This window comes from Vibrio sp. NH-7, from assembly GCF_053643215.1.
The window spans coordinates 1,852,181-1,868,702 of the sequence record NZ_CM132187.1 but is presented as its reverse complement, the minus strand read 5'-3'; the positions used below and the strand labels follow the sequence as shown (position 1 = coordinate 1,868,702).

Annotated in this window: 16 protein-coding genes; 8 read left to right on the top strand and 8 right to left on the bottom strand. The window is 46.7% G+C overall.

The genetic code is table 11. From position 1 onward, the window contains the following. The first annotated feature begins 18 nt into the window (after positions 1-18). From ACUALS_RS08620 to ACUALS_RS08610, 3 genes are all read left to right on the top strand, one after another. Positions 19-2,496: an EAL domain-containing protein gene (locus ACUALS_RS08620; RefSeq protein WP_454448188.1), complete on the top strand. Its 2,478-nt coding sequence runs from the start codon at positions 19-21 to the stop codon at positions 2,494-2,496. Between the two features lie 72 nt (positions 2,497-2,568). Further along, positions 2,569-3,249, top strand: a complete 681-nt coding sequence (locus ACUALS_RS08615; RefSeq protein ID WP_038191119.1) for a hypothetical protein — start codon at positions 2,569-2,571, stop codon at positions 3,247-3,249. A 72-nt stretch (positions 3,250-3,321) separates the two neighbouring features. Continuing rightward, entirely contained in the window at positions 3,322-3,522 is a 201-nt protein-coding gene (locus tag ACUALS_RS08610; RefSeq protein WP_005474111.1) for a DUF4250 domain-containing protein, read from the top strand. A 41-nt stretch (positions 3,523-3,563) separates the two neighbouring features. Here ACUALS_RS08610 and metR read toward each other — a convergent pair whose 3' ends face one another. Then, positions 3,564-4,475: an HTH-type transcriptional regulator MetR gene (gene metR / locus ACUALS_RS08605; protein ID WP_454448187.1), complete on the bottom strand. Its 912-nt coding sequence runs from the start codon at positions 4,473-4,475 to the stop codon at positions 3,564-3,566. Positions 4,476-4,743: 268 nt separating this feature from the next. On the opposite strand from metR, the gene metE reads away from it, so the two are divergent. Beyond that, positions 4,744-7,026, top strand: coding sequence for a 5-methyltetrahydropteroyltriglutamate--homocysteine S-methyltransferase (metE, locus tag ACUALS_RS08600; protein WP_454448186.1), 2,283 nt, complete (start codon positions 4,744-4,746; stop codon positions 7,024-7,026). A 77-nt stretch (positions 7,027-7,103) separates the two neighbouring features. On the opposite strand, the gene ACUALS_RS08595 is transcribed toward metE, so the two are convergent. Further along, the gene (locus ACUALS_RS08595) at positions 7,104-7,526 is read right to left on the bottom strand and encodes an organic hydroperoxide resistance protein (protein ID WP_454448185.1); all 423 of its coding nucleotides are present in this window, start codon (positions 7,524-7,526) and stop codon (positions 7,104-7,106) included. A gap of 113 nt (positions 7,527-7,639) precedes the next feature. On the opposite strand from ACUALS_RS08595, the gene ACUALS_RS08590 reads away from it, so the two are divergent. Continuing rightward, positions 7,640-8,098: a MarR family winged helix-turn-helix transcriptional regulator gene (locus ACUALS_RS08590; protein ID WP_038134254.1), complete on the top strand. Its 459-nt coding sequence runs from the start codon at positions 7,640-7,642 to the stop codon at positions 8,096-8,098. 66 nt (positions 8,099-8,164) lie between these two features. On the opposite strand, the gene ACUALS_RS08585 is transcribed toward ACUALS_RS08590, so the two are convergent. Both ACUALS_RS08585 and ACUALS_RS08580 read right to left on the bottom strand, forming a co-directional pair. Next, entirely contained in the window at positions 8,165-10,051 is a 1,887-nt protein-coding gene (locus ACUALS_RS08585; RefSeq protein WP_454448184.1) for a bifunctional diguanylate cyclase/phosphodiesterase, read from the bottom strand. A gap of 256 nt (positions 10,052-10,307) precedes the next feature. Further along, positions 10,308-11,009, bottom strand: coding sequence for a DNA-3-methyladenine glycosylase I (locus ACUALS_RS08580; RefSeq protein ID WP_454448183.1), 702 nt, complete (start codon positions 11,007-11,009; stop codon positions 10,308-10,310). Positions 11,010-11,138: 129 nt separating this feature from the next. Here ACUALS_RS08580 and ACUALS_RS08575 point away from each other — a divergent pair, with 129 nt between their 5' ends. Continuing rightward, on the top strand, positions 11,139-11,309 hold the full coding sequence (locus tag ACUALS_RS08575; protein WP_190277896.1) for a membrane lipoprotein lipid attachment site-containing protein: 171 nt from the start codon (positions 11,139-11,141) through the stop codon (positions 11,307-11,309). A 47-nt stretch (positions 11,310-11,356) separates the two neighbouring features. Here ACUALS_RS08575 and ACUALS_RS08570 read toward each other — a convergent pair whose 3' ends face one another. Together ACUALS_RS08570 and ACUALS_RS08565 are read right to left on the bottom strand one after the other, a co-directional pair. Next, positions 11,357-11,956, bottom strand: coding sequence for a thiol:disulfide interchange protein DsbA/DsbL (locus tag ACUALS_RS08570; protein ID WP_454448182.1), 600 nt, complete (start codon positions 11,954-11,956; stop codon positions 11,357-11,359). Between the two features lie 487 nt (positions 11,957-12,443). Continuing rightward, positions 12,444-13,520 (bottom strand): helix-turn-helix domain-containing protein, encoded by a 1,077-nt coding sequence (locus tag ACUALS_RS08565; RefSeq protein WP_454448181.1) that lies wholly within the window; start codon positions 13,518-13,520, stop codon positions 12,444-12,446. A 197-nt stretch (positions 13,521-13,717) separates the two neighbouring features. Here ACUALS_RS08565 and ACUALS_RS08560 point away from each other — a divergent pair, with 197 nt between their 5' ends. Next, a complete protein-coding gene (locus tag ACUALS_RS08560) occupies positions 13,718-14,050 on the top strand; it encodes a DUF805 domain-containing protein (RefSeq protein WP_454448180.1) in 333 nt (110 codons plus the stop codon). Next, positions 14,047-14,529: a hypothetical protein gene (locus ACUALS_RS08555; protein WP_454448179.1), complete on the top strand. Its 483-nt coding sequence runs from the start codon at positions 14,047-14,049 to the stop codon at positions 14,527-14,529. Before ACUALS_RS08560 ends, ACUALS_RS08555 begins: the two co-directional genes overlap by 4 nt. A 27-nt stretch (positions 14,530-14,556) precedes the next feature. Here the strand turns inward: ACUALS_RS08555 and ACUALS_RS08550 are convergent, their stop codons facing one another. Beyond that, the gene (locus ACUALS_RS08550) at positions 14,557-15,405 is read right to left on the bottom strand and encodes a sterol desaturase family protein (RefSeq protein ID WP_454448178.1); all 849 of its coding nucleotides are present in this window, start codon (positions 15,403-15,405) and stop codon (positions 14,557-14,559) included. Positions 15,406-15,417: 12 nt separating this feature from the next. Further along, positions 15,418-16,437, bottom strand: a complete 1,020-nt coding sequence (locus ACUALS_RS08545; protein WP_454448177.1) for a DUF2804 domain-containing protein — start codon at positions 16,435-16,437, stop codon at positions 15,418-15,420. Positions 16,438-16,522 lie beyond the last annotated feature (85 nt).

Below are 16,522 nucleotides of genomic sequence, written 5' to 3'. Positions count from 1 at the left end.
TTAGGTGAGCAATGGATAATGCTTAGTGGGCCAAAGGTAACGGAATCTGACTTGAGTCGTGAAATAGGGGCGCCGCTTACTTCTATTGCTTGGACTTGGGACATTAAACATCACAAACTCGATGTTGACAGACAAGCGCTTGGTTTGCTTTTGCATTCACGTTTGCCCAATGTGTCAGGAAACGTAATACTGGCTTGCTTGGATTACAGCGATCAAACCAAATTTATAGACCTCATAAAAGAAGCATGTCGTTGTCAGCGGACGTTAAATTATGCCTGTTGTATGACGCTCGATGGTGACCAGTGTTGCTACGTCAATTTCTCTTTTAGTGCTGAGAATACTTTGACGGTAAAAGGGCACATTACTCCTTTGCTCTATTTTTCTGTCTCTACTGCGCTATTCAATGAGTTCTTCCAGCAGTTGTTTGAAAACCCGCATCATGGCGTTGTCTTACTCAACAGCAACAAGTCGATGCTTGCCTGCAACACCTATTTCCTCGATCACACTGGTTACAGCGCCAGAGAGTTGTTGATGAAGTCTGTTGATACACTCAACTCAGATAAGCATAGTGAAGAGTTCTACCAATCGATTTGGTCTGATGTAGACAGCAAAGGGTACTGGTCCGGTGTTGTCCTCATCAAGCAGGTCGATGGCAAAACCATACCCCAAGATCTGACTCTACAAAGAGTGACGTTTGCTGGTCAGCTGTTTTACCTTGGCTATTATCTGGATTTGTCGAAAAATCTATATCGCGTCGCAGACATTGAGCTCGGTGGCGTCGAGCTGTTAACTCAACTTCCCACCGAGTCGCAATTTACCCATATGGTGGCGAAGCGTTGGATAAACGATAGCTCCGAGGCGATCAGTATGGTGGTGGCATTTGTCCCTCGTTTTGAGCAGAAGGACGATTTTGAACTCAAATCGACGCTTTCGGAACACCTGTCACGTAATCGCATCGCGCAGCAAGTGGGGTATATTGGTAACAACCATTTTGTCGCGTGTTTAGAGTGCCCGAAAACGGATTCTCCCGGCCAAGTGCGGATCATTCACCAAACCATTCGCCGTTTTTTCTCAACCCTGAATCAGTCAGCAGGCAAAGCAATCCACCGCGCGATCTTAAAAGGGAAAGTGGGCGTTTCAGTGCTCGGTCACGATACTTACAATCCCAAACTGCTAGTTAGTCATGCGGTGCAAGCCTTATTGGAGCAAAGCAATAACAGCCAAGGGCAGATTACGTTTTATCATGGTGCGATTCACAAAGAGGTATTGAGACGAAAAGAGCTAGAAGAATGGGCGGCCAAGCTGATTAAATCGCAAAGTGTTGAGGTGTATTACCAGCCGATTGTCGACGTAAGAACGTGGGACATTGTGAAGTTCGAAGCGCTAAGTCGATTTAAAGGGCCAAATGGGCAGATGCTCAATACGCAAGAGATGGTGACCATCGCAGAAGACCTCGATCTCGTGGCTGATTTGGATTGGTGCGCGGGGAAAAAGGCGCTCGAAGAGCTGACAGCAATACAAGAACGTTTTGGCGCCAAGCTAGGCGTGACAATCAACCGTTCACTCAACACCAAGTTGGATGTGGATGAAGTGCTGCAGAGCGCCGAATCATTGATTTATCAGTACGCAAAAACGCCGGATCTTGTCACCATCGAGCTTACCGAAAGTGCTTACTTTGATAGTGAATCTCGCCAGTCTGCATTGATTCGCAGCATTCGCCGTAAAGGAGTGAGCATCGCGATTGATGACTTTGGCACAGGCTACAGCTCATTCAGTTATTTAAGTGATTCAAACTTTGATTTGCTTAAGGTTGATCGAGAATTTGTCACCAATATTAAAATGGGCTCGCATCAGTATTTCATCGTCAAGATGATCACAGAGCTGGCGCACACACTCGGCGTTAAAGTGGTGGCAGAAGGTGTGGAAACGCGGCATGAATTAGAGGTGTTGTGTGGACTAGGGGTGGATTTTATTCAAGGCTACTTCTTTTCTAAACCGCTGCCTCTCAATGAGTTAGAGAAGGCCTGGGGCTATTACGACAAGTTGGAAGACTTTCTCAGCCGAACGTCGAGTATGCGTAAAGTGGGTATTCTTAGCATTACCCAAACTCACATTCCTACTTTGGCGCCAAGAGATACCTTGGATCAGGCGTTGGCGATATTTGAGTCTGGTCGTTACAACATTCAAGTTGTGCCAATCATTGATGGGCAGACTTGCTTGGGTATTGTCGGTCGCAAGGAACTCAACTTTCACATTACGCCTACGTTAGGAACCAAGCTCGAAACGACCAAAGACATGACCATAGCGAAAAAGCGGTTAAACCAAGTGATGCAGCCAGAGGTACACAAAATCTCCTATCAGATGAAGTTGATAGAGATCTCCGATCTGATTCGAAGCGGGATCAAATTGCCTTGGATTGTTGAAAACGAGCTGGGTGAGTACCTCGGGATCGTTACGACGCAAGACGTCTTAAACTACTTTACGAGCTTACGTTAACTGCCACGCTAACACCCAAGCGGTAAGTTTGCTATTATCCGCACCCATCACTTTCAAACAGAACATGACATCATGGTGCAGCAACTTTTGGCCGTGTCGGCTCCGATGCTTTTGGGCGCACAGCTTATTTTGACGTTAATCTTAATCAAAGGTGAAATTTGTCCCGGTCAACGTGGACGAATTCACAAAGTACTCCCAGCCCTCGCTGTGATGTGGCTTGCCGTTGCTTCGTTGAAGATAGAAGCAATGATGGTAGTGTTTGCCATCGCCTATTTCTACTCCCAAGTACAAACCAAAAAGACCCGCGATCAGGGCCCACTTTGGGTGATGTATCTAGCGAATGGTTTGGCGCTCTCTTATGTTGCTATCATGATTGCAGAGCAAGCGAGTCTCGCAGGGGGCATTAATGTTTTTGTCCAAATCGCGCTGCTTGGTGCGTTGTTTGCACACCTGTTGCTGACCGTCGCACGAACTCGACTTCAGGCGTTTCACCGAATTCTTCCCGTGTCGGGTGTCATTTCTGCGATGCTAATGACACTGGCTATTGCACTTAAAGCGGTATCTTTGGATGAGCAGGTGCTGATGAGTGTGCTGCAACCCTTGTTGATTGGCTTTGCACTCATGATTGCTGCGGTTGTTGTATGGTGCTGGCACATGTTGCTATCACGCGAAATCAGCAAGCCACAACTAGGATTTGCGCTTGCGGTGATGCTGCTGGCGGTGACATCCAACCAAGCTTTGTTTGCACTTTAGACTGGGCTCACTTTAAATTTGCTCAATTGTGGCTAGGCTTGTTAGTAGGCGTACTAAGAAAGGAGCGTGGCTATGGATCTGAGCAATGTGAGCCGCTTTGATAGCGTCATTCTGCTAGGTATCGTTAATGAAAAGCTTCGGTTGGAATGCGGTAGCTTTGATGAGTTAGTCAGTATGTACGAAATGGACGTTGAGTCCGTGGTGGGGAAACTGGATGTGTTGGGCTACCAATATGATCCGCTCACCAACCAATTTAAGTCTTATTCTAGATAATCGACCACTTTATAGTGAAAAGGAGGCTGCTGCCTCCTTTTTTATACGGTTTTTATCCCTTCCAAATGACTTTTTGATTGCTGGCGAGCGGTATTGAAAAAGGCTTGCAAGTAGCGCTTATCCTTATCAGCATGTCGCGTTGCGGCAAACAGTCTTCGCCATAGTCCTTCACCAAGCGGGATACTCGTAATCAAACCTTGGCGAGAGAACTCGCTGATAGCCCAGTTGGGCAGTGCTGCAACCCCAAGGCCGGCCGAGACCATCTGGATCAGCATAAGCGTATTGTCAGACTGCTTCCAACGAGCGGGCTCAATGCCAGCTGGTTGAAGGAAATGTTTGACCACATCAAGACGACTTTTCTGAACTGGGTAAGAGAGCATGGTTTGATCGGCTAAGTCCTTAGGTTCAATGCGCGCACGGCTTGCCAGAGGGTGTGTGGTTGCCGTCACAAGTCGCATTTCAAAATCAAACAACGGCTCGTAGTGGACTTCTGAGCGCGGGGCAATGTCAGATGTAATCACTAGATCCAACTCCCCTCCAATTAGTGCTGGCAAAGGCTCGAACCCAAAACCGGAGGAAAAGTCTAACGTAACACTTGGCCAAGCGACTTGATACTCCCTTAATGCGGGCATCAGCCATTGAAAACACGAGTGGCACTCGATCGCCATGTGCAATCGTCCGTTCACATCTTCTTTCAGGCTGGCTAACTCGTTCTCTGCCTTGGCCAAACGGGGAAGTACATCATCCGCGAGCCGAAGCAAAATCTCACCCTCGGAGGTGAATTTTACTGGGCGAGTTTTACGCAGAAACAAAGCACCTCCAATACGAGCCTCTAGATCCTTCAATTGGTGTGATAGGGCCGATTGAGTTAGGTGCAAAGCGGTGGCAGTGGCGGTCAATGATCCTGTATCACGCAATGTGGTTAACGTTTTTAAATGCTTGAGCTCTACCATGAGTTCCTTTCAAACCGAGTTGTTCCGCATGAGTGTTTTTAACATACGTCGTTTAGAAAGAAGTGTAAACATCTAGACGTCTAAAATATTTGATTTTCTTCATTTCGCTTCAATATTGTCGAGCCATCATGAACAAAACTAATAAACAAGTTGAATATTTGGAGATTGCTTCGTCTAGGGTTTAGCGCAATATTTTAGCCATCCAGACGCCTTTGGTGTGCTGAAAAATATAAACATTGTGAATGAAAAGAATGACAGGACGACGATTATGACAACAACGACTCACATCCTTGGCTATCCCCGTATTGGCGAAAAGCGAGAGCTAAAATTTGCCCTAGAGAAATATTGGCGAGGTGAGATTGACCAAGCTCAATTGAAATCGGTCGGTTCAGAGCTGCGCGTCAGCAACTGGCAAACTCAGCAACAAGCTGGCTTAGACTATGTGGCGGCAGGCGATTTTGCTTGGTATGACCATGTTCTCACTACCACGTTATTGTTAGGTCACGTGCCTAAACGCCACCGTTCTGGTTTTCCTGATTTAGATACCTTGTTTAAGGTTGGTCGCGGACAATCTCAGGCAAGCTGCGGTTGTAGCGGCAGTGCGGCGTCTGATATGACCAAGTGGTTCAATACCAACTACCACTACATTGTGCCTGAGTTCAGCCAAGAAGATACCTTCGAGGTGAGCTGGCCTCAGCTGTTTGAAGAGGTGAATGAGGCGATTCAAGCTGGTCACAAAGTTAAACCTGTCCTACTAGGGCCGCTGAGTTACCTTTATTTGGGTAAAGAGGTGGAAGAGGGCTTTGATCGCTTGAGCTTGTTGCCGCGTCTGTTAACCGCTTACCAAGCGATCTTGTCAAAATTGGCCAGCTTAGGCGTAGAGTGGGTCCAAATTGATGAGCCGATTTTGTCTCTTGAGCTTGAAAAACCATGGCTCGACGCGTTTAAGCTGGCGTATCAATTGATTCGAACAGACGTAAAAGTGCTACTGACAACCTATTTCGATTCTGTTCTCGATACGTTAGACAAAATTGTTGAGCTCAACGTTGACGGCTTACACATTGACCTGTCGGCATCCCCAGAACAATTGGAGCTGGTGGCAAATAAATTACCTAAAGATTGGGTGTTGTCTGCGGGTGTGATCAATGGGCGTAACGTGTGGCGCGCAGACTTAAGCGCTCAGCTTGCATTGCTACAACCGGTTAAAGATAAACTGGGTGATAAACTGTGGGTGGCAAGTTCTTGTTCTTTGCTGCATAGCCCTGTTGATCTATCGCTTGAAACAGAGCTTTCTGAGGAAGTGCGCAGTTGGTTTGCCTTCGCTAAGCAAAAAGTGACGGAAGTTGCGCTACTTGGCAAAGCGCTTGATGGCGATCAAGAGGCGATTCTGGCTTGCGATACTTATAGCGCCCCAATTCAAGCGCGTAAAACCGCGACTCACGTAAACAAACCTCAGGTACAGGCTCGCCTAAACGGAATTACTAAACAACTCACTGAGCGAACAGCCCCTTACCCAGAACGAGCAGCGCATCAGAGTGAAGTTTTAGGGCTGCCTTTGTTCCCAACGACGACCATTGGGTCATTCCCGCAGACCAGTGAAATTCGAGTCCAACGCAGTGCGTTTCGCTCGGGGCAATTGTCGCAGCAAGAGTACGAAGTGGCACTAAAAGGGCACATCGAAGACGCCGTTAAACGCCAAGAGGCCCTTGACTTAGATGTCCTTGTGCATGGTGAAGCAGAGCGTAACGATATGGTTGAATACTTTGCCGAGAATTTGGCTGGCTTCCAAACCACTAAGTTCGGTTGGGTTCAAAGCTATGGTTCTCGCTGCGTGAAACCGGCTATCGTGGTGGCGGACATTGAACGTGAAAAACCGATTACCGTAGAGTGGTCGACCTACGCACAATCACTTACCTCCAAGCAGATGAAAGGCATGTTGACTGGCCCAGTAACCATCTTATGTTGGACTTTCCCAAGAGAAGACATTTCTCGCAAACAGATCGCCGAACAACTTGCGCTGGCGCTACGTGATGAAGTCTCTGATTTGCAAGATGCTGGCATTAACATCATACAGATCGATGAGCCTGCGATTCGTGAAGGTTTACCGCTGAAAAAGCGCGATCACAAAGCGTATTTGGAGTGGGCGGTAGACGCATTTAAGATCTCTGCATCGAGCGCTAAGCCGGAAACACAAATCCATACGCACATGTGTTACTCGGAGTTCAATGAAATCATTGATTCAGTGGCCGCGCTTGATGCTGATGTGATTACCATTGAAACCTCTCGCTCAAACATGGAACTGCTGAAAGCATTTGAAGAGTTCAATTACCCAAATGAAATCGGCCCTGGCGTTTATGATATCCATTCGCCAAATGTACCAACGCAAGAGTGGATAGAAGGATTGTTGACGACTGCGGCGGAGAAGATTCCTGCACAGAGGCTTTGGGTGAATCCAGATTGTGGTCTGAAAACCCGAAACTGGGAAGAGACGGAAGCCTCGTTAGCCAACATGGTGTCAGCTGCGAAGAAACTGCGTAAAGAGTACGCATAAAGCTCGAAAGAGAAACGAAACAAGCCGATCACATGATCGGCTTGTTTTCTATGGCAGTGGAGGAATGTGTCGGCTGATTAAATTGCTTGGCCGTTCACCGTGACTTTAACGTCAATGTTACCACGAACCGCGTTTGAGTAAGGACAAACTTGGTGGGCGACTTTTGTCAGTTCAAGTGCTTGCTCTTGAGGTAAATCCAGCTCTGCCACTAGGCTCACCGTTAAAGCAAAGCCCCCTGTTTCATTAGGACCAATGCCTACTTCAGCGGTAACTGGCGCGTTTTTTAGCGCAACTTTCGCTTCACGAGCGACATGTAGAATGGCGTTAGAGAAACACGCAGAGTAGCCTGCAGCAAATAGCTGTTCTGGGTTGGTCGCAGCGCCACTGCCCCCCATCTCTTTAGGGTAAGAAAGCGCTAAGTCGAGAAGTCCATCATCTGTTTTTACTTGGCCATTACGACCTGCGAATGCTGTGGCTTGAGTTTTGTATAGGGTAGTCATGGAGAGTTTCCTTATTGATTTAAGTTGTGTGCAATTTAATTGCTTGCAATCTTATATCGAAATCCATGTAGAATGCAACTATATTGTGCACAATTTATTTTTTAGGTGACATTATGAGTGAATGCCAAACGCAACCAAGTTTGAGTGATGATGAGAAACTGCTGCTTGATAACCAGATCTGCTTTCCACTTTACAGTGCGGCAAATGCGGTGATTCGAGCTTATCGTCCTCTGCTTGATGAATTGGATCTGACTTACTCGCAGTACTTGGTGATGATGGTGCTGTGGGAGCAAGATGGCGCAAGTGTTAAAGATGTTGGCTCGCGCTTGCACCTCGATTCTGGAACATTGACTCCCTTATTAAAGCGTTTGGAAAGCAAAGGCTACGTGCTAAGAGGGCGAAGCGAAACGGATGAAAGGGTAAGAGTGCTAAACCTCACCTCATCTGGGCAAACGCTCAAACAAACCGCAAAAGCCGTTCCGAATGCGATGAAGTGCAAAATTAACTTAGAGCTTGAAGAACTTATCTCGTTGAAGACGCTGTGTGAAAAAGTACTGAGCAAGCTAGGTTAATTACCCCACCAAGCCGATGGGGTGATAAGTGTCTATTGTTGGCGAATGCCAATGCGCTTGATTCAACTAAAGCCCATTTGTCATTTGTTGCGTGAACTCATCAGCCGGAACCGCTTTACCATACAAAAATCCTTGAGCGTAGTTGCATTCTTCGGTTCGAATAAAGTCTTCCTGATAGCGCTCTTCAACTCCTTCGGCTATCACCATCATATTGAGCTTGTGTGCCATTGCGATAATGGCTCTTGTCAGCTCACGGTTGTGTTGATTGTGCTCTAACTGATTAATAAAGCTGCGATCAATTTTTAACGTATCAAACGCGTATTTTTGCAGATAACTGAGTGAAGAGTATCCGGTACCAAAGTCATCAAGAGAAATGCTGACGCCGAATTGTCGCAACTGAGCAAGGACATTTTGCGCATACTCTTCATCTTGCAACAGAATACCTTCTGTTAGTTCTAGTTCAATGCACTTCGCGGGCAGTTGGTAAAGATCAATAATGTCTTGTAAGTGTTGGACGAAGTGCTGCTCTTGGAATTGGATTGGTGAGATGTTGATCGCCATTTTAAACGAGTGCGGGGATGCGCGATGCCACTCTGCAGCTTGCTTCAGCGCTTGATGCAAAACAAAGTAGCCGATTTCTATTATTTGGCCGTTGCTTTCCGCGAGAGGGATAAAACGGTCTGGCGACACTTGCCCCAGTATTGGATTGTTCCATCGTAATAGCGCTTCAGCACCAATGATCTTTCCTCCTTGTTTGAGGCAAATGATTGGCTGGAAATGAACCTCGAGTTCGTTGTTCTCCAGCGCTTTAGAAAGGTGTGATTCTAGTAGTAAGCGCTCTTCGGCGGCTTTTTGTGCTGCCGCATTAAAGTAAGCAACCTGCAAACCTTCGTTTTTACCTTCACTCATTGCTGAGCAGGCTCGCTGAATGAGGCTAAATGAGTCTGTTGCATCCATTGGGAAGACGGCAATACCCAAGTTACATTGCAAATTGATACTCATACCGTTGACATTAAAAGGCTGAGTGCACGCATTGGTAATTCGTTCTATGGCTTTTTCTTGCAGCTCTGGCGTACGCAGGTGCTGGGCGGCGAGAACAAAATCTGAGCCAACAATTCTGGCCAGTTTCCACTTTTTGGGCAGCTTGTGGCAGATCCGCTGGCTCAGTGACGACAAAATCTGATCACCGAACATGTAGCCATAGCTTGCGTTTACAAACTTAAAGTTTCTCAAACTGAAATAAATCAGGGTAATTTGTTCATCGTCTTCTAGAGAGGCCATCTGTTTGGCGAGATCGTCAGCCAGTGTGATTCGATTGGGGAGTTTAGTGAGCGGGTCGTAGTGAAGATGAAAATCCAAGTGGCTTTCCGCCGCGGTGCGCTGCTCAATCTCTTTGAGTAAGCGGCTGCTGAGATCGGCAAGTGTCTTGGTTCTTTCTGCGACTTTGTTTTCTAACTCCTGATTGAGTAGGGCAAGCTCTTCTTTACGGTAAAGGGTTTCTAGCTGGCCTTCGATGGCTGTTTGAAAGCGACCAAGCAGCGACATCGCATCTTCATCAAAGTAGCGCTCTTGGCTGTCGAGCATGCAGATGGTGCCAAAAGGGGTGTCATCAGGCCAAAACACAGGCAGTCCGCAGTAACAAATCATACCCAGCTTGATGTCTGGATTGCTATCCCATTCTGGGTCGTTGAGCGCATTGGGGACGTTCAGCATACGCCGCTCGCTAATCACGGTTTCACAATATAGACCATGGCCAAGTGAGTCTTTGGCATTGGGAGCGTAAGGGTTGTTTTCGCTTCGACTGCTAGAAAATACCTCAATGTCATTTTTGTGAATACGCATGATTAGCGCGGCAGGGCATTGCGTCATTTTGGCAACCAAATCAACAATTTCTTGCCAGCTATTGAGTACAGAATCCGGAACGACTAATTGAGAGGTATCTATGTCTGCCATGACGCTTATCCTTTGCCTGATAGTGACGGTATTCACTCAGCGATGATTTGAGTCGCTTTGCTTTTTAGTATAGGTGATATGAATTCATAATTACTGTGAATGCTTTAACGTTCAAAGCTTATTTTTATAGGAATTCAAATTCATAAAAGCGCGAATCAATCACCCAATATGTGGGCAACGGTTCAGCTTACAGCTATGCTCAATTGAAGAAATTGTTGGTTGTAATTTGAAGTAAGCTGAATGAGCGGGAGTTGGGCTATTCAATCGGACTCTGGACGCGATTGTCTCCACCGCTAAAGGCGATCACTTGGCTAATATGAGTCAGACTGCGGCCACTCTCTTTCTGCCAATGATCAAAGGCTTTGTTGACAGACTCCAGCGAACGTTTGGTGTCTCTGCCGCCTTCAATCACTTTGTAACTGCGTAGGTATGCCTCAACATCCTTAGACAAGATAAAGGTATCCACGCCCAGTTGCCTTAGACTGTAAGGCCCTGTGTTTCCGCCCAGTCGTTGCCCCTGTTTTTTTAAGTAGGACCATAGACCGGTGATGTCATCATCTGGCCAGTTGGCGACCATCTGACCAAAGCTGCCATGTTTCAGTGAAGCTTCATAGATCATTTGCGCGTTGGCGCGTATCGATTTGACTTTGGTATGGTGGCGGATAATTCGGGTATCGGCTGCTTTGTCGTCCCACTGTTCGTCCGACATCATCAGCAAGGGTTCTATTTTGAAACCAAAAAACACCTCTTCAAACTGAGGCCATTTGTTGCGTACCACTTTCCACGATATGCCACTTTGAAAGACCTTCATACTCAATGCAGATAGCCAGCGGTCATTAGGGATTGACGCGATTGCTTTTTTGTTTAATGGCGTCGCAAGTATGGATTCAAGCTGTTTGACGCCGCCTTTTCGCGTGGCGGCGCGTTGATAGATGTCGGCAAATTTCTCTAAAGCCAATGTGATGACTCCTTGTAATGTTTATCTTTCATCTCGTCTTAACCGAGTCAAGACACGAATTAACGACTCAATGACATTCTAAGGCGTGGCAAACATAAAGTCAGTGACCTAAACGTAAGGAGTAAAAAGATGAAGAAAACCTGTTTTGCGTTGTGCTTTGCTGCACTGCTTGCTGGCTGCCAGATCACCAGCGTGGAAGGCGAGTACAGAGATGTGGAAGTCAAACTGAAAAATAAAGAGTCTTCAACAAGTGGTGATCGTTTCTGTCCGCCTGGGCAAGCGAAAAAAGGCAATTGCTAGATTACAAAAGGCCAGCGTGATGCTGGCCTTGTTGATTGGTTTGGTCGCTACAGGGTCAGTAAGTAGTTCACCAGTTGGTTGTACTCTTCAAAAGAACGGATTTGGTCCGCTTTGACGATGTATTTGTCGTTTACCACAACGCCAGGAACGCCGGTTAAGGTGCTCTGCTTAAATTGCTTATCGAAGCTTCGCTGCATAGAGCTTACGACAAAGCTGTTGTACGCAGAGTCAAACTTTGCGCCATCGATACCATTGTCGATAAAGACTTGGCGCAACTGCGCTTCATCTTTTGGTGCGCTGCGCAGGTCATGAATTTGCTTAAACATCGCTGGCACCATTGTCTTCTCAGCATTCAATGCCACCATGGTCGCGTATGACTTTGCCATTGGGACTGCCATTTTGCCTCCCATAAAAGCGACGTGCACTTTTTCAAATGTGGCCCCGTCTGGCAGTGAGCCTTTTAGGTTGTCAATCACAGGTTCAAACTTGTAACAGTGGGGGCAGTAGAACGAAAAATACTCAGTGACTTTCGGCTTGGAGGCCTTCTCTCCGGATAAAACCGTGTAGTGTGTCCCTTCTTCAAATTGTGCCGCGTGTACATTTAGCGCGAGTAATAGCGTAGAAAATAGTGCAAATAACGTCTTCATTGCATAATCCTAAATTAAGTGAATCAAATAGTGCTGCAGCATCAGGCCGCAGGGTGTTTGCGAAATTTAGGACGCAATAATAGGAGGGCGGAACAGTGTTTGAATTCGTGTTATCGCTTTTTGATTATCATCTTGGCCAATAAGGGCGAGTGAGGAAATAGGTAAAGAATGGGTACTAATGCAGTGGGCGCAAGGCATTTTAAGCAAGCAAATAGATGCGCAGCATTGATGGTTGCTGGTGCTAGTAGGTTCGTGTTGAGTACACTCCAAGTTATGTATTGGCGCAATCACACTTAGCAGGTTACCAGCATGAGGGTTAAGCGGCCAATGATGTTCCTCAGCTTGCACACTCACCGCTACGCAGGTAAAAAACAGCGCAAATACAGCTAAAAAGGTAATACAAAACTGGCGTTGAACTGGCAATAACCCATCCTCAAAATACATCGCCGCTAGCTTAACTGATTTAAAACTAAATAAAAACGTTCTGTTAACCGTTATTTGTTGCATCCGTTTTTACCGCGCGATGTTCTTTGCGATATTGACTCGGTGACATGCCGCTAACGCGCGAAAACTCTCGGTTGAAATTTGATTTAGTCTGAAAGCCACTGCTCAGTGATATCTGGGTGATGCTGTCTTTGGTTTCTACCAGTGCTTTCTGGGCGTGTTGGATCCGATATTCGTTAATGAGTTTGGATATATTGCGTTGATGGACTTGGTTAACGGCGATGGAGATCTGTTTTGCTGGGTAACCAAGCTTTCTCGACAACTTGGAAAGCGTCAGTTCAGGATCAAGGTAGCTTGATTTACGACGCATGTTTTCGTCGAGTGCTTGGATGATCTCTTTTGCAGTTGACTCGAGTAGGGATGTTTCTGCTCCAGCTGTTGGCTGCATTCTGCTCGTGGTACAAGGTTCCTTTGACAGCGACGCGTCTAACACCTCCTCTTGTATCGGCGTGTGGATGGCGACGGTGACGACGGCCAGTGACAGGATCGGTAAAAGAAGTAAGTGAGCGGTGGTTAAAATGTAGATGGCGTAGGAGCCTTGATTGATGGCGAAATCAACCGATATGCCAATGTCGATGACTGCCGATAAGAGCAGAGCGGTTCCAGCGATTTGTTGTGATTTTTGAACTGATTCCCAGTGACCTAAAGAGACATTGAGCATTGTATTGTGAAGCTGCGATTGTCGTAACAGAGCGAAACCGTAACCAAGGTAGATGAGCGTTAAGATAAAGTCGACGGAAACCATCAGCCAATCTTGGATCAGTAAGCTAACGATGACGACAAGCGGACTGATCAAGTGAATGTGGGCTCGGCTTTTTTCCCCAATGTGAGCAAAGGTAATCCACGCAGATACAGGAATTAAACATGCCAATACGGGTTGTATATAGTGGAAAACTGGGAGCAGGAAAGACCATCTTAGCCCCACGACAAATGTCGTGACGCAGCAGAGCAATAAAAAACCACAAGCGCCCTTCGTTTGCTGTGAATCTCGCATATACAAGGTAATGGCGAACAGTCCAAACAACATGGAGACAACGAATGGGACGGGAATGGCTAACATTTCTCTTTCCTTGATTTTATGGAAACGTTTCTTGGTAGTTACCTTGTACTGACAAGCTCTTAGGATAATCAAACCCTTGTCCAATAAACAGTCTGCGACGGACGAAAATCGGTTTTAGAACGTCCTAGAACGGGTTTTAGGACGCATGCTCATCGTTATTTTCCTACTGTGTTCTCTGACAAACTAAGGAGGACACGATGTCTTATTATTTTCTGGCATGGAAACACGCATTTAAGTTTGATGGCTGTGCATCTCGTCATGCATTTTGGTCTTTTATCGGGGTACACATAGCGGTGACTCTGCTATGCATTACATGGGATGTGATGACGGCTGCAACACTTGGGGCGGACCTTATTTATGGCGTTGTCAGTCTTGTGCCGATGATTTCTATCGTCGTACGACGTTTACACGACATTGAGCTTAGTGGCTGGTGGGGATGGGTATTTCTTGTCCCGGTCATTGGTCCAATCTGGCTAATTTACTTACTCGCAAAACCCGGCGTTGGCTTAGTGCTTGAGGAGGCGGTATGAAAATCTGGATCATATTTGGACTATTACTCAGTTGTTCTGGTTATGTCGTTGCTAAGCATCATCCTGAGATACCCAAAGATGCACTCGGAGTCTTGACCGTGGAGTCAACCACACAAGGTGAGTTGCTTTGGATAAAAGGGAGAGTAGGCAGCGGTCAATACATCAGCATTGATCAACAGGGGCGTCACTGTTCGCTGGAGGTCACCGTTGCAATCGGAGAGGTCGGTGATACGGATATTGGTATCGAATCGGCCAAGGGATTAACGATGATTATCACCAGCCAAGCGTTAAGTGATGCGCTCAACCAAGGAAAAAGAGTTAACAGCGCCGATTGGCGAATCTCCCACTCTATAGAAGCTAGGCAAGCCGATGCTCGAATCGTGAGCGGCATTACCGCAGATGAAGGATTTATCCTTAACTCAAGAAGGCGCTGGATCTCTTGGTTACTGGATGACCGACCAGCGCCTATCTGTTGGTAAAATATTCGGGCCGCCGAACCTGATCATTTAGTCCTTGGGAGGCGAGAACAGTACGCTGAGTCTTTGCTTAACAGAGAGTGGTTTGCCAAATGCGGCAGACCACATCTCTCGCCATTCATGAAAGGTGACGGTAATTGGGTTAAAACTGTGGATCGGTTTGGTAATACCATAGCGTACAGGCTCGATTTCTGGCTCAAAGGTGCCAAACAGTTTGTCCCAGATGATCAGCACTCCGGCGTAGTTCTTGTCGATGTATTGTGGGTTGGTACCGTGATGAACACGATGGTGAGACGGCGTGTTAAAGATGAACTCCAGCGGACCTAAGGTTCGAATCCACTGGGTATGAACAAAGAATTGTAAGCCGAGGTTGAGTAACACAACGAAGATGACCCACTTTGGCTCGAAACCGATAATGACCAAAGGCACCCAAAACAGCCACATTCCCGCGAGCGGGTACATCAAACTTTGGCGAAATGCGGTGCTGAAGTTCATGTTCTCAGAGCTATGGTGTGCAACATGGGCTGCCCACATCCAGCGAACTCGATGGCTTGCTCGATGAAACCAGTAGTAGCAAAAATCTTGCAATATCATTAGTACGAGGAAGCTAAGCGCCGTCATCGAAATATCAAACAAGCGCCAATCAAATAACCAAAGATACAAATTGACGATAAGCAATCCGGCAATCAGGTCGGCTATTTGGTGCATTCCTGCCAACGTAAAGTTACATAGTGTTTCTGGTAATGAATAGCGTGAGTTTTCTGGCAGTTTTTGCCTGCGTTGCCCCAGCCAATATTCTGCAAGCATACAAAGAACAAATATAGGTGCGAGAACGATCAACAGCCACTCTGGGTGATTGACTAAACTATCGACTGTCATTTTTACTTCCTCCTACCAACGCGCAAAATGGTCTTCCGTTAGCCCTAGCACGTTATCGAGAGTATGGACTTGACCACTGTTGTCTGTGAGTGTGCCTGAAAAGCGACCGATGAACTGACGAAAGTTACTTTTGAGCAGCCAAAGGTTTAGCTTCTCACTGCGTCTGTTTTTCGGCGTAAATAGCAGATCGACTTCTCCTGATTCTGAAAACAGTCGCCAATCACCGTGAGGAGACGTCCGTTGAAACTCAAAGTGGACTGGACCGAGTAAGTGTCGTTGACCGTTGACCCACATAGCGTTTTCGCAGCTGCCTGTTTCGTTAACTCCCGCCGCGAGGTTTAGGCCAAGTGTAGCGCCAGCACTTTGTGTGCTGATGCTAGCCCAGCGCCAACTCGTTTCTCGACGCATATAACCCGCCGAAAAATCATAACCCGCTAAGGCGCTATCAAGCTTGATTGGCAATCCGTTGATAGTGAGCTCTCCTGTCACACTCAGGGCATTGTGTTTCGCTGTATACGTCCAACCTGAATAGCCTGTTGGCGTGCACATCGACAGTGGCCTGCTGTCTGGTGGGGCGGTTAAAGAGAGGCTAGCTTGGATGGCAGAGGTGTTGATTGAAACCTGCCAACTAGCGTCAAGAATGTGAAATTGGATTCGCTTTCCGGCAATCCAACTGGTGCCTTTGTACGGGGAATCAGACATTTGCTTATCAAAGTGAAGAGGACGAAGCCAGTTTTCTTCGACCATTCTGTTTTCACTAAGGTCGTAAACGTAGCAAAATGCCGATCCAAGATAGCGGATATCAGCGATAGCCATGCCGATCACAAAGTGGTCGACAAACACGCTGACAAATTGAAATTGCTTGTAGGCAAAGTGTTTGCTGAGTGACCCGACGGGTTTATCCATGTCATTCAGGCGTTCATAGTGCTCAAGCCCCAACTTTTTCGGGATACCGTTGATTTGACCAAATAGAGGACGACCATCCTTATTGATCAATGTCTCTGGGGCTGGAAAAAGATGATGGTCTCGCATGAGTTGCTTTTAACCTTTTGTTCACATTTCTATTATTCTTGCTTGAAACTTGCTTTTTTGTGAGGTCATATTCGGACATTAAAGT